Here is a 12,232-nt window from a genome sequence, read left to right as displayed (position 1 = left end):
CCATGCACGCCCTCACCGCCGATCATTTGAGCGCCCTCACCGCCTACCTCGCGCAGCACCTGCCCGGTTTCGAAGGGCCGCTCGACGTCCAGGCGTTCCAGGGTGGGCAATCGAACCCGACCTATCGACTGCTGACTCCCGGCGGAAGCTGGGTGATGCGCAGCAAGCCGGGACCGGTGGCCCGCCTGCTGCCGTCGGCGCATGCCATCGAGCGAGAGTACCGGGTGATGTCGGCACTGTCGGGCAGCGAGGTGCCCGTGCCCCGCATGCACCTGTTGTGCGAAGACGAGTCCGTGATCGGTCGTGCGTTCTACATCATGGAGATGCTGGACGGCCGCATCCTCTGGGATCCGGCCCTCCCCGGTTTCGCGAACGACGACCGGACCGCCCTGTACGACGAGATGAACCGGGTCATCGCGGCCCTGCACCGCGTCAACGTGCAGGCCGTGGGCCTGGCCGACTACGGCCGAGCCGGCAACTACTTCGAGCGGCAGATTGCCCGCTGGGGCCGGCAGTACGAGGCGTCGATCACCGAACCCATCGACGCCATGGACCGGTTGATGGCCTGGCTGCCCGAGCACCTGCCGGCCACCGCACGCGATGAGTCGCAGGTGTCCATCGTGCATGGCGACTACCGCCTCGACAACCTCATGTTCCACCGCACCGAGCCGCGCGCCATCGCCCTGCTCGACTGGGAGCTTTCGACGCTCGGCCACCCGCTGGCCGACTTCAGCTATCACTGCATGGCTTGGCGCATCGCCCCGGCGCTGTTCCGGGGCCTCGGTGGGGTCGATGTGGCCGCACTCGGCATTCCCGATGAGGAAGCCCACCTGCGGCGTTATTGCGAACGCACCGGCCGTCGCGATGTCGACGCCGTCATGGGCGACTGGAACTTCTACCTGGCCTACAACCTGTTCCGCATGGCGGGCATCCTGCAAGGCATCGCGAAACGCGTACAGGAAGGCACTGCCGCCGACCCGAATGCGCGGCAGGCCGCCGCGGCGGCCCGGCCTCTGGCCGAGATGGGCTGGGCGATCGCACAGGGCGGCGCCGGATTCCGCTGACGCGGGGCAGCGCGGCCCGGTGGTTGGGCCCACCCCTCCCAGGCAGTCAGGGCAGCTTGCGGTCTTCGGGGCCGAGTTCCGTTTGCCAGGCAGTCGCATCGGAGCCACTGCTGCTGGCCCACTCGTCCTCGGCCGGCGCCGGCGCATCCGTGATGAGGCTCGCCACGCGCAAGGCCTCGGGCACCGCGGTTTCGAACAAGGCGAGCGCGCCGCTCAATGAGGCGACATCGGGCGCATCGAGTTGCATGCGCAGGTAGACCCGTCCCCGCAGCACCATCAGCACAAACGGCGGCTGGCCGCTCAGGAAGCCGGCGTCCGCCCGTTCGAAGGCTTCGCCCAGCGGGCCTTCGAGCCAGCGCTCGGCATCCACCGCGGCGGCACCGGTGAAATGGAAGCGGCTGCGCAGCGCCTTGGATCCCTTCACGTTCGCCTTCGGGAACATGACGATCCAGCGCACCTCCTCCGGCGTGTTGCCGTCGATGACGGTCTGTGTGCTTTCGGTGATGCTCTCGAAGGCCGTGCGTTCGAGCGTCTCGTACAGCGGCTGGGACAGCACCAGCATCTGCAGGTTCGGCGACAGGCCGAGCTCCATGCGGATGCGCAGCTCGTGGCCATCGATGTACTTGCGCTGCGGCGGCCCCCATTCGAGCCGCCACGGTTTGCCGTTGATGCTGCCGTCGAGCACGAAGCCACCGCCCTCGTCCCGCACGCGCTTGAAGCCGAGACGGCGGCGCTCGGCCCAGTCGGCGACGTCGGACCATTCCGGTTCCGAGGGCTTGCGGGCGATCAGGCGTTTGAAGGCATCAAGCATGAAAGGTCAGAGTCATCTAGAGTTCGGCAACGGCACACGGGGTGCCCCAGGAGCGCAGCGATGATCGAAGTGTATTCGTGGCCCACGCCCAATGGCCACAAGGTCCACATCATGCTGGAGGAGTGCGGACTGCCGTACCGGGTGCATCCGGTCAACATCGGAACCGGCGACCAGTTCAAGCCGGAGTTCCTGGCGATCAGCCCCAACAACAAGATTCCAGCCATCGTAGACCCCGACGGGCCGGAAGGCGAGCCCATTTCGCTGTTCGAGTCCGGGGCAATCCTCCTCTACCTCGCCGGCAAGACGGGCAAGTTCCTGCCCCAGGGCGTGTCGGCGCGCTACGAGGTGCTCCAGTGGCTGATGTTTCAGATGGGCGGCGTGGGGCCGATGCTCGGTCAGGCGCACCACTTCCGCATCTACGCGTCCGAGAAGATCACCTACGCGGTCGATCGCTACACGAACGAAGCCAAACGCCTCTACGGCGTGATGGACAAGCGCCTGCAGCGCTCCAAATACCTGGGCGGGCCCGAGTACTCCATCGCCGACATCGCCGTCTTTCCCTGGTTGCGGTCCTGGAAAAACCAGGGCATCGACTGGGCCGACCATCCTCACCTCAAGGGCTGGTTCGACGAGATCGCGGCGCGCCCTGCCGTGCAGCGCGGCGTCGAGGTGCTCGCGACCGCCTCGGCCGCCAAGCCGCTCACGGATGAGCGGGCGCGGGAAGTGTTGTTCGGCAAGCAGCAGTACCAGTCGCGTTGACGGCGCCGCACTCAGTGGCGGTGTCGCAGCAGCGCCAGGCCACGGGCAGTGAGGGCCGCCGCGCCGCCCGCCTTGCGCGCGACATAGCCCTCGTCCATGAGGCGAACACTGGGCTCGGCCGGCAGGCCGGTGTCGATCTGAACCACCTTCTGCTCGAGGCGACGCAGCGTCTCGAGCTCGTCCGGGGTAGGGGCAAACGTATCGGGTTCGATGGGCATGGGAACTCCTGCGGCGCTGAACTTCCTGCCATGCTGCGCCCGAGCGGTGCTCGCAACCATCGGCTGGGCACCTGAACGCGTGTCAGCAAAGGACGACACGGTGGTGCGCTGATCGCGTTGAGCCGCGCGCATCGCAGGTTGCCTCCGGCGGCTCATCGCGCCATGGCGCTTCACGCCTGCACCGGCCAGTCTCGCGGCCAGTTCGGATGCTCGCTCTCGCTCGGCCACAAGCAACGCCACCAGCGCTCTCGCTGGCCCCGTACGGCAAATTCGACGGCCACGCGGCGGCCGCGCGACAATGGCGAGATGGAACGCTCCACCCGTCAACGCAGTTCGATCCGCTCGGCCTTGCAGAACGCCGGCCGGCCACTCACCCCCACCGAGATCCTGGCCGCTGCCCAAGGGGAGGTCGCGGCGCTGAGCATCGCGACGGTGTACCGCAACCTGAAGCAATTGGTGGAAGCGGGCGAGATCCAGGCCGTGGAGTTGCCGGGCGATTCGCCGCGCTACGAAATGAGCGGGCACGATCATCACCATCACTTCGTGTGCACCACATGCCATCGCGCGTTCGACGTAGCCGGCTGTCCGGGCGACATGAAGAAACTGGCACCCAAGGGCTTCCGGGTCGAGCGCCATGAGCTGACCTTGTATGGCACCTGCCCGGAGTGCACCAGTGGTCGAGCGGTTGCCCGGCCGGCGCGGCCCTCCCATCGGCATTCGTGAGCAGACTGGCATCGCCGATGCGACGGTCCATGCGCCTGCTTCCCTGGTTGTTGAGCGCGCTCGTGCTCATCGCCCAGGCCGGGCTGCTGTGCCATGAGCTTCGCCATGCGCTGGCAGTCGCGGAAGCGGCGGCCTCGTCCGCGCTGCACGAAGGAGCAGAAGACGAAGACGTCGACGCGCCGTGCGGGCAGTGCCTCGCATCCGCCAGCCTGCAGTCGCCCCTCCTGATCGATGGCGGCACCGCTCTCGCGGGTGACCGGCATGCATCGTTGCAAGTCAGCCTCCAAAAGGCGCGCCGCCCGGGCGCCGCGGGCCGTTGGCACCAGGCGCGGGATCCGCCTGCGGCCTGACAGGTTCTTCGCACGGCCTCGTGCCGCGCGCCGTGGTACCGGTCGTCGCTCATCTCTTCAACGAGGGCGGCGCGCCGGTCCTTCCGACCTGCCGCGCCGCCGCCCCGGGGACGCGCCCCTTTTCTCCGTGAGCTTTCGATGCAACGACGTGACGTCATGGCCATGCTGCTGGCCACTGCGGCCTTTCCGTGTCCTGCCCGGGCGGCCGATCCACCCACAGCCGATCGCAAGATCGGCGACAAGCTGACCCCCTTGCGTGCACCGGCCAAGGACGCGGCCTATCCCACACGTGAGTGGGACGAGCTCATGCCGCCGGGCTGGGACCCGATGAAGAGCTTCAAGCAACAGCGCCTCGAAGGCCTGAACGACGCGGACCCACGTGCGCAGAGCGCCCTGGCGGACCTGAAGCGAGCCTGGAGCCAGGCGCCCGTGCGGGCGGATCTGGACGGCCAGCCGATTCGCATCGCAGGGTTCGTCGTGCCGTTGGGCGGGTCGCACCGTGCCATGAAGGAGTTCCTCCTGGTGCCGTACTTCGGCGCCTGCATCCATGTGCCACCCCCGCCCGCGAACCAGATCATCCACGTGAAGTCCGCCAAGCCGCTCTCGGGCATCCGCTCCATGGACGCGGTGTGGGTCCAGGGCACCTTGCGGGCGGCGCTCAGCGACACCGCGATGGGGACCTCCGGCTATCGGCTCGACCTCGTGTCGAGCGAACCGTATGCCCAGCCGAAAGCCTCGCAGGAATGGCGCCTTCGCTGAAGGCTGATGCTACGATGATGCGAACGTAATCGCATTAGCACCCTTCTCGGCCGGTTCGCCCATCGCCCAGCCGATGACACGGCATGGACGCAGTGCCACGCCGACGCGCCGCCCCGCTTGCGCCAGCGATCCACCCTTGTATTCAATCCCGGAGTCGATTCCATGCTCATCCGCGCCACTGTCGCGACGGCCGGCCTGCTGGCCGCCCTGCTTTCTCCCCTGCCCTCGGCCGCCGCCGACAAGCACGCTCATCATCATCACGGGCCGACGGCGGCACACGTGCATGGCGCGGCGACCCTTGACGTGGCGGTGGACGGCAACGATGTCACCTTCGAGCTCTCCACGCCGCTCGACAACCTGGTCGGCTTCGAGCGCGCGCCGCGCAACGATGCGGAACGGCAGCGCCTCGTCTCCGCCGTCGGCAGGCTGCGCGATGCGAACGCCATGTTCGCGCTCGACCCTGCGGCCGCGTGCGTCGCAGCCCCGGTGACACTGACGTCGCCGCTGCTCCTGCCGGACGGGACCGTCAACGCCTCGCCATCATCCCAAGCCGATGGCCACGCCGACCTGCAGGCCACCTACACCTTCCGCTGCGCGGAGGCATCGCGTGTGCGCCATGTCGATGTGGGCTTCTTCGGCTTTGCTCACCTGCGGGTCATCGCGGTGCAGGGGTCGACCGCGGGCGGCCAGTTCAAGCGGCAGCTGAAGCGCCCGAACGGGCACCTCCAACTCACCCGCTGAAGGTCGGCATCGATGATCGACATCCAGGGGCTCCACTTCCGCTGGCCCGGCTCAGGCCACGACGTGGTGCAGATCGACCGCCTCCACGTCGACACCGGCTGCACCCTCTTCGTGCACGGCCCGAGCGGCTCGGGCAAGAGCACCCTCCTCGGCCTGCTGGCCGGCGTGCTGATGCCGCAGGACGGCAGTGTCGCCGTGCTCGGCACCCGCTGGGCCGAACTGGGCAGCGCCCGCCGCGACGCGTTCCGCGCGGACCATGTCGGCTACATCTTCCAGCAGTTCAACCTGCTGCCGTACCTCGCGGCCGTGGACAACGTCCTGCTGCCCTGCCGCTTCTCCGCCCTCCGGCACGAACGGGCGGTGGCGCAGGCCGGCAGCCCACGCGAAGCCGCGCACGAACTGCTTGCCCGGGTGGGCCTGGATGCGCGCGACTGGCAGCGGCCCGCCGCGGCGCTGTCGGTCGGCCAGCAGCAGCGCGTGGCAGCGGCCCGCGCACTCATCGGCCGTCCCGAACTCATCATCGCGGACGAACCCACGTCGGCGCTCGACGCGCCGTTGCGTGACGCGTTCATGGCGGTGCTGCTCGACCAATGCCGCGGCGCGGGCAGCACCCTCGTGTTCGTGAGCCACGATGAGCGCCTGGCTCCCCGCTTCGATCAGCGCCTGTCGATTGCCGCGGGTCAGCCGCTCGCCATCGCCGTCGGGAGCGCCTCATGAAACCGCTGTTCAGCCTGGCGTTGCACAGCGCCTGGAGCCGCCGGGGCACCTTGTCGCTCGTAGTGGCTTCGGTGGCGCTGTCGACCTTCCTGCTCGTGGGCTTCGACCACCTGCGCAGGGACGTGCGTCAAAACTTCTCGGAGTCCGTGAGCGGAACCGATCTGATCGTCGGGGCACGGACCGGCCCGGTCCAGCTGCTGCTGTACGCCGTCTTCCACATCGGCGGCGCGACCAACAACGTGCGCACCGAAAGCCTCGAGGCGGTGGCGGCGCACCCGGCGGTGGCCTGGCTCGTCCCCCTGTCGCTCGGGGACTCCCATCGCGGTTATCCCGTGCTGGCCACCACGCCCGCCTACTTCGATCGCCTGCGCCACGGCGACGATCAGGCCCTGGCCTTCTTGCGTGGGCGCGGCTTCGCCGGCACGCTCGACGGGCTGTACGAAGTGGTCCTGGGCGCGGAGGTGGCCGATGCGCTGCACTACGACCTGGACGCCCGCATCACCTTGAGTCACGGCAATGGCGGCATGCCGGGGGCCGAGCATGGCGACAAGCCATTCAAGGTGGTCGGCGTTCTGCAGCGCACCGGCACGCCGGTCGACCGCACGCTTCACATCAGCCTGGCTGCCATGGAGGCCATCCACCTCGATTGGGTCGGCGGCGCGCCGTTGCCGGGCCTGAACATCCCGGCCGAACAGGCGAGGAAGTTCGACCTGGCCCCGAACGAGGTCACGGCGGCCCTGGTGGGCCTGAAGACGCGGTCTGCCGTGTTCAACGTGCAGCGGGCGGTGAGCCGCCATCCCGATGAACCCCTGATGGCGATTCTGCCGGGCGTGGCGCTGGACGAACTCTGGGAGGTGGTGGGCATCGGGGAACGCGCACTCATCGGGATGTCGGTGCTGGTGGCCGTAGTGAGCCTGGCCGGGCTGGTGGCCGTGATCCTTGCCGGTCTCAACGAGCGGCGTCGCGAACTCGCGGTGCTGCGCGCCGTCGGGGCTGCGCCCCGGCACATCCTGTGGCTGCTGGCCGTCGAGGGCGCTGGCGTCACGCTCGTGGGGGTGGTCGCGGGCACCGTATCCGCGGCCACCGCCATCGCGCTGGGCGGGCCGTGGGTGCAAAGCGAATGGGGCGTCGGCCTGCGCCTGGGCGCGCCGACCTTGTCGCAGGGCTTGCTGCTGGGCGCCATCGTGCTCGGGGGCTGTGCAGCCAGCCTGATTCCGGGCTGGCGGGCCTACCGGTTGTCGCTGGCCGACGGACTGTCGCCGCGGGCCTGACGTTGCCGCAGCGTCATGGTGTCCAGTGGATGGCTTCGGCTCCATGAATGCTGCGGCCGCCTGCCCGGGCGCTTGAAAGCGGACCCGCGGTCCGACGCCGGACCGGGCGGGTCGAGCGCATGCGGCGGCAAACAGGAGAAGACGGAGAAGGCGTAGAGTCAGCAGCGCAACGCATGGGGCGGCGCGAAGCCGCGGAACCAGATGGCGCGCCGGGCAGGAATCGAACCCGCAACCCCCAGCTTAGAAGGCTGGTGCTCTATCCGGTTGAGCTACCGGCGCAGGCGCCGGTGCAGGACCGGGCAGGAAGGAGCTGACTCGCGAAGAAAGGGAATTTGGTCGGGGCGGTGGGATTCGAACTCACGACCACCTGGTCCCAAACCAGGTGCGCTACCAGGCTGCGCTACGCCCCGAAAGCTGACATTCTAACCCGGGAATCAAGCCGGCTCGATGGCAATCTGCTCCGATACCGCAATGCACTGCCGGATGTGCTGTTCGCACACGTACCGCAGGGCGGTGAAGGTGAGCGCCGCCGCCACGGCCTGGCCTGCAACCGGGACGAACTTGGCGGCCTGTTGCGCCGTGAGGCGCACGCCGACCAGGCGCAGCAGCTTGAGCAGCAAGGTGCGCGTCACCACCCTGCCCACGAGCAGGCTGCCACCGGCCGACAACGCCTTGAACACGGCGACGCGGCGGTGTGGGGCCAACCGCTCGATCTGCTCGGGCGACAGGCCGAACGCTTCGTTGATTTCCGGGATCAGCTTCATGAGCACGCTGACATCGGCCAGCCAGTCGAGCCCGGGCAGCGGCACGAACGACACGCCCGCCGCCAGCAGTGCCCGCTGGCGCACCCGCCGGCGGCAGGTGGCGGCGATGTCGGCAACGGTGTGTGGCGTGGCAGGCGTGGCGGTGATGGGCATGGTCAGGCGCTCAGTTGGGCCCAGGTTTTCTCGAGCCGTTTCACACTGACCGGTTGCGGGGTGCGAAGTTCCTGCGCGAAGAGGCTCACCCGAAGTTCCTCGAGCAACCAGCGGAATTCGTCGAGCCGCGCATCGTGCACCCCTCGCCGATCGGCCACCAGGCGCAGGTAGCGCTGCTCCAGCGGACGCAGCTCCGCCAGGCGAGCCGCATCACGGGCCGGGTCGGCTCGCCATTTGTCGAGCCGCATGGTGACGCCCTTGAGGTAGCGCGGCAAGTGGGCCAGCTGCGGCCAGGGCGTTGCCGTCACGAAGCGCTTGGGCACGAGGCGGGCCAGATGCGCCGCAACGTCGTCCTGGACGTCCTTGGGTGCTCTTGCGTCCTTCAGCTTGCGACTCGCGGCGGCATGCTCGGCGAGCACCGTGCCGATGCTGCGGGCAATCTCGTTCGCGATGAGCGTGAGGCGCCCTCGGCCCTCGTCGAGGCGGCGCTTGAAGCTCGCCGCGTCCGTCGGCAGCGGGTCCGCCAGGAAGGCACGATCGAGCGCGAGTTCGATGATCTGCTCGCGCAACTCGTCGAGCGTGCCGATGCTCATGTACAGCGCCGCCATCTTCTGCAGGTCGGGGATGTTCTTCTCGAGGTACTTCAGGGCGTCCCGGATCTGCAGCGCGACGAGGCGGCGCAAGCCCGCACGGTGGCGTGCCGCCGCAACCTCGGGTTCGTCGAACACCTCGACCACGACGTGGCTGCCGCGGTCGATGAGGGCCGGAAAGCCGACCAGCACCTGGTTGCCGCGGCGCACCTCCATGAGTTCGGGCAGTTCGCCGAAACCCCAATCGGTGTACTGCACCTCGGCAGGGGTTGCCGACGGCGCCGGTGCCGGCGCGCCGGTACGCACCGGTTCGGCTCGGCCGGGTCCCCGCGACGACTCGCCGGGAGCTGCCGGGGGCGCTGCAGCCGCGGGCGCTGCCGGCACTGACGGCCGCAGGGCCGCCAATGCCTGGAAGGCCGAGCGTGCCTGCCCGCCGAGTTCCGCCTTGAGGGCCGCGATGTTCCGTCCGGCGCCGAGCTGGCGGCCGGTATCGTCCACGACCCGGAAGTTCATGAACAGGTGCGGCGGCAGCTGGTCGAGCTTGAAGTCCGCACGCTTGATGTCGAGCTGCGTGCGGTCGCGCACGACCTTGAGCAGGGCATCGACCAGCGAGCCACCGCCAAAGGTGCCGGCCTCGTTCACGCCGTTGACGAAGCTCTCGGCAAATTCGGGAAGCGGCACCAAGCGCGAGCGTGGACGCTGGTGCAGGCTCTTCACGAGCGCGAGCACTTTGTCGCGCAACATGCCGGGCACCAGCCATTCGCAGCGCTCGTCGTTCACCTGGTTCAGGGCGAAGAGCGGCACCGTGACGGTGACACCGTCCTTCGGGTCGCCCGGTTCGTGCAGGTAGCTCGTCGCGCAATCGACGCCGCCCAGGCGCAGGGTGCGCGGGAAGGCGGACGACGTGATGCCCGCGGCCTCGTGGCGCATCAGCTCTTCGCGCGTGAGGTGCAGCAGCTTCGGCTGCCGCCGGCTCTCCTCCCGATACCAGCGCTCGAGCGTCGCACCGCTGCAGACATCGGCCGGCAGGTGCTTGTCGTAGAAGGCGAAGATCAGCTCATCGTCCACCAGCACGTCCTGGCGACGCGACTTGTGCTCGAGCTCCTCGACCTGACTGATGAGCTTGCGGTTGGCCGCGATGAACGGCAGCCGGCTGTCCCACTCGCCTTCCACCAGCGCCTCACGGATGAAGATCTCGCGGGCGGCGGCGGCATCGACCTGACCGAAGTTCACGCGCCGGTTGGCATAGATGACGATGCCGTAGAGCGTCGCCCGCTCGAGCGCGATCACCTCCGCCGCCTTCTTTTCCCAGTGCGGCTCCAGCAGCTGCGTCTTGATGAGGTGACCCGCGATGCCGGGGAGCCACTGCGGTTCGATGGCGGCGATGCCCCGGCCGAAGAGGCGCGTGGTCTCGACGAGTTCGGCAACGACGATCCAGCGGCCCGGCTTCTTGCTCAGGTGGGCGCCAGGATGACGGTAGAACTTGATGCCACGGGCCCCGAGGTACCAGTCGTCCTCGTCGCTCTTCAGGCCGATGTTGCCCAGCAGGCCGGCCAGCATCGACAGGTGCACCTGCTCGTAGGTCGCCGGCGAGGCATTCAGGCGCCACTTGTGTTCAGCGACGACGGTGTGCAGCTGTGAATGGATGTCCCGCCACTCGCGCACGCGGCGCGGCGAGACGAAGTTGTCGCGCAGCAGCTGTTCCTGCTTGCGGTGGGAAAGCTTGTGCTCGCCCTGCCCCCCGCGAGCCTCCTCCAGCCATTTCCAAAGCTTCAGGGTACCCACGAACTCCGAGCGCTCGTCGTCGAACTTCTTGTGGGCGGTGTCGGCCGCCTGCTGGTGCTCCAGGGGCCGGTCTCGCGCGTCCTGCACGCTCAAGGCCGAGGCGATGATGAGCACTTCCGACAGCGCCTCCCGGTTGCGCGCCTCCAGGATCATGCGTCCGACGCGGGGGTCGAGCGGCAGCTTGGCGAGCTCGCGGCCCACCGGGGTGAGCTCGTTCTGCTCGTCCACCGCCCCGAGCTCGTTGAGCAGCTGGTAGCCGTCGGCAACCGCCCGCCGTGGCGGCGGCTCGAGGAACGGGAAATCCTCCACCAGGCCCAGGCCCAGCGACTTCATTCGCAGGATGACGCCCGCCAGCGAGGACCGAAGGATCTCGGGGTCGGTGAACCGGGGACGGGACGCGAAGTCCTCCTCGTCGTAGAGACGGATGCAGATGCCGTTGCTGACACGGCCGCAACGGCCGGCCCGCTGGTTGGCGGCGGCCTGGCTCACCGGCTCGATCTGCAGCTGCTCGACCTTGTTGCGGTAGCTGTAGCGCTTGACCCGCGCCGTGCCCGCGTCGATCACGTACTGGATGCCCGGCACGGTGAGCGAGGTTTCCGCCACGTTGGTGGCCAGCACGATGCGGCGTGCGCTGTGCGGCTCGAACACCGCGTCCTGCTCCTGCTGGCTCAGGCGCGCAAAGAGCGGGACGACTTCGACGCCGGGCGGATGGTGGCGCCGCAGGTGCTCGGCGGCCTCGCGGATCTCGCGCTCGCCGGGCAGGAACACCAGCACGTCGCCCGCGCCTTCTCGCCATAGCTCGGTGACGCCGTCGGCAATGGCGTCGTTCAGGCCGTATTCGCGGCTTTCCTCGAAGGGCCGCCAGCGTTGCTCGACCGGGAACAGCCGGCCCGAGACCTGGATCACCGGCGCCGGCCCGTGGCGGGAGGCGAAGTGCTGGGCGAAACGATCGGCGTCGATGGTGGCCGAGGTGACGATGACCTTCAGGTCCGGGCGGCGCGGCAGGATCTGGCGGATGTACCCGAGCAGGAAGTCGATGTTCAGGCTGCGCTCGTGGGCCTCGTCGATGATGAGGGTGTCGTAGGCCTTGAGCAGGGGATCCGTCTGGGTTTCGGCCAGCAGGATGCCGTCGGTCATCAGCTTGACGCTGGCGCCCGCGGACAACCGATCCTGGAAGCGCACCTTGAAGCCGACGTGCTCGCCGAGCGGCGTGTTGAGCTCCTGGGCGATGCGCTTGGCGACGCTCGACGCCGCGATGCGCCGGGGCTGGGTGTGGCCGATCAGCCCCTTGCCACCGGCACCCCGCCCTCGCCCGAGCGCCAGGGCGATCTTGGGCAGTTGGGTGGTCTTGCCCGACCCGGTCTCGCCGCAGACGATGACGACCTGGTGCGACTCGATGGCGCGGGCGATCTCCTCACGCCGCGCCGAGACCGGCAAGGCGTCAGGGAAGGTGATCGGCGGAATGGGGTTGGCTGTGGCCGGGGTGCCGCGGCGAGGAGGAGCTGACATCGGCCCTTCGTGCAAAAA

The 12,232-nt window shown here is 68.7% G+C and carries 12 protein-coding genes and 2 tRNA genes; 8 read left to right on the top strand and 6 right to left on the bottom strand.

The window, feature by feature from the left end; translation table 11 throughout:
* Positions 1-2 precede the first annotated feature (2 nt).
* Positions 3-1,064 (top strand): phosphotransferase family protein, encoded by a 1,062-nt coding sequence (locus ACSQ2F_RS07955; RefSeq protein WP_436021495.1) that lies wholly within the window; start codon positions 3-5, stop codon positions 1,062-1,064.
* A 46-nt stretch (positions 1,065-1,110) separates the two neighbouring features.
* Here the strand turns inward: ACSQ2F_RS07955 and ACSQ2F_RS07950 are convergent, their stop codons facing one another.
* Positions 1,111-1,875, bottom strand: coding sequence for a hypothetical protein (locus ACSQ2F_RS07950; protein WP_436021493.1), 765 nt, complete (start codon positions 1,873-1,875; stop codon positions 1,111-1,113).
* A 60-nt stretch (positions 1,876-1,935) separates the two neighbouring features.
* Here ACSQ2F_RS07950 and ACSQ2F_RS07945 point away from each other — a divergent pair, with 60 nt between their 5' ends.
* On the top strand, positions 1,936-2,634 hold the full coding sequence (locus ACSQ2F_RS07945) for a glutathione S-transferase N-terminal domain-containing protein (RefSeq protein ID WP_436021492.1): 699 nt from the start codon (positions 1,936-1,938) through the stop codon (positions 2,632-2,634).
* Between the two features lie 11 nt (positions 2,635-2,645).
* Here the strand turns inward: ACSQ2F_RS07945 and ACSQ2F_RS07940 are convergent, their stop codons facing one another.
* Positions 2,646-2,852 carry a hypothetical protein gene (locus tag ACSQ2F_RS07940; RefSeq protein WP_436021490.1) on the bottom strand — a complete coding sequence of 69 codons (207 nt, stop codon included), beginning with the start codon at positions 2,850-2,852 and terminating at the stop codon, positions 2,646-2,648.
* Positions 2,853-3,158: 306 nt separating this feature from the next.
* Between ACSQ2F_RS07940 and ACSQ2F_RS07935 the strand changes: the two genes are divergently transcribed.
* The 6 genes from ACSQ2F_RS07935 (at position 3,159) to ACSQ2F_RS07910 (ending at position 7,413) form a co-directional block, all read left to right on the top strand.
* Entirely contained in the window at positions 3,159-3,575 is a 417-nt protein-coding gene (locus tag ACSQ2F_RS07935) for a Fur family transcriptional regulator (RefSeq protein ID WP_436021488.1), read from the top strand.
* A gap of 29 nt (positions 3,576-3,604) precedes the next feature.
* Entirely contained in the window at positions 3,605-3,925 is a 321-nt protein-coding gene (locus ACSQ2F_RS07930) for a hypothetical protein (RefSeq protein ID WP_436021486.1), read from the top strand.
* Between the two features lie 138 nt (positions 3,926-4,063).
* A complete protein-coding gene (locus tag ACSQ2F_RS07925) occupies positions 4,064-4,684 on the top strand; it encodes a DUF3299 domain-containing protein (protein ID WP_436021484.1) in 621 nt (206 codons plus the stop codon).
* 162 nt (positions 4,685-4,846) lie between these two features.
* Positions 4,847-5,425: a ZrgA family zinc uptake protein gene (locus ACSQ2F_RS07920; RefSeq protein WP_436021482.1), complete on the top strand. Its 579-nt coding sequence runs from the start codon at positions 4,847-4,849 to the stop codon at positions 5,423-5,425.
* Positions 5,426-5,437: 12 nt separating this feature from the next.
* The gene (locus tag ACSQ2F_RS07915) at positions 5,438-6,142 is read left to right on the top strand and encodes an ABC transporter ATP-binding protein (protein ID WP_436021480.1); all 705 of its coding nucleotides are present in this window, start codon (positions 5,438-5,440) and stop codon (positions 6,140-6,142) included.
* Complete coding sequence (locus tag ACSQ2F_RS07910; protein WP_436021478.1) at positions 6,139-7,413, top strand: ABC transporter permease; 1,275 nt, start codon at positions 6,139-6,141, stop codon at positions 7,411-7,413. Before ACSQ2F_RS07915 ends, ACSQ2F_RS07910 begins: the two co-directional genes overlap by 4 nt.
* 202 nt (positions 7,414-7,615) lie before the next feature.
* On the opposite strand, the gene ACSQ2F_RS07905 is transcribed toward ACSQ2F_RS07910, so the two are convergent.
* From ACSQ2F_RS07905 to hrpA, 4 genes are all read right to left on the bottom strand, one after another.
* A tRNA-Arg gene (locus ACSQ2F_RS07905) sits at positions 7,616-7,692 on the bottom strand.
* Between the two features lie 54 nt (positions 7,693-7,746).
* Positions 7,747-7,823, bottom strand: a tRNA-Pro gene (locus ACSQ2F_RS07900).
* Between the two features lie 24 nt (positions 7,824-7,847).
* Positions 7,848-8,330 (bottom strand): hypothetical protein, encoded by a 483-nt coding sequence (locus ACSQ2F_RS07895; protein ID WP_436021476.1) that lies wholly within the window; start codon positions 8,328-8,330, stop codon positions 7,848-7,850.
* A gap of 2 nt (positions 8,331-8,332) precedes the next feature.
* On the bottom strand, positions 8,333-12,214 hold the full coding sequence (gene hrpA, locus ACSQ2F_RS07890; protein WP_436021474.1) for an ATP-dependent RNA helicase HrpA: 3,882 nt from the start codon (positions 12,212-12,214) through the stop codon (positions 8,333-8,335).
* Positions 12,215-12,232: the final 18 nt, after the last annotated feature.

Origin of the sequence: Rhizobacter sp. LjRoot28, from assembly GCF_964253025.1 — a bacterium.
Classification (GTDB): domain Bacteria; phylum Pseudomonadota; class Gammaproteobacteria; order Burkholderiales; family Burkholderiaceae_C; genus Rhizobacter.
The sequence above is the reverse complement of the archived record's forward strand: the minus strand, read 5'-3'. Positions and strand labels throughout refer to the sequence as shown.

Excerpts from the sequence above, each read along its gene's own strand:
- ACSQ2F_RS07955 (WP_436021495.1), top strand. The coding sequence starts at position 3 with ATGCACGCCCTCACCGCCGATCATTTGAGCGCCCTCACCGCCTACCTC.
- ACSQ2F_RS07950 (WP_436021493.1), bottom strand. The coding sequence starts at position 1,875 with ATGCTTGATGCCTTCAAACGCCTGATCGCCCGCAAGCCCTCGGAACCG.
- ACSQ2F_RS07945 (WP_436021492.1), top strand. The coding sequence starts at position 1,936 with ATGATCGAAGTGTATTCGTGGCCCACGCCCAATGGCCACAAGGTCCAC.
- ACSQ2F_RS07940 (WP_436021490.1), bottom strand. The coding sequence starts at position 2,852 with ATGCCCATCGAACCCGATACGTTTGCCCCTACCCCGGACGAGCTCGAG.
- ACSQ2F_RS07935 (WP_436021488.1), top strand. The coding sequence starts at position 3,159 with ATGGAACGCTCCACCCGTCAACGCAGTTCGATCCGCTCGGCCTTGCAG.
- ACSQ2F_RS07930 (WP_436021486.1), top strand. The coding sequence starts at position 3,605 with ATGCGCCTGCTTCCCTGGTTGTTGAGCGCGCTCGTGCTCATCGCCCAG.
- ACSQ2F_RS07925 (WP_436021484.1), top strand. The coding sequence starts at position 4,064 with ATGCAACGACGTGACGTCATGGCCATGCTGCTGGCCACTGCGGCCTTT.
- ACSQ2F_RS07920 (WP_436021482.1), top strand. The coding sequence starts at position 4,847 with ATGCTCATCCGCGCCACTGTCGCGACGGCCGGCCTGCTGGCCGCCCTG.
- ACSQ2F_RS07915 (WP_436021480.1), top strand. The coding sequence starts at position 5,438 with ATGATCGACATCCAGGGGCTCCACTTCCGCTGGCCCGGCTCAGGCCAC.
- ACSQ2F_RS07910 (WP_436021478.1), top strand. The coding sequence starts at position 6,139 with ATGAAACCGCTGTTCAGCCTGGCGTTGCACAGCGCCTGGAGCCGCCGG.
- ACSQ2F_RS07895 (WP_436021476.1), bottom strand. The coding sequence starts at position 8,330 with ATGCCCATCACCGCCACGCCTGCCACGCCACACACCGTTGCCGACATC.
- hrpA (WP_436021474.1), bottom strand. The coding sequence starts at position 12,214 with ATGTCAGCTCCTCCTCGCCGCGGCACCCCGGCCACAGCCAACCCCATT.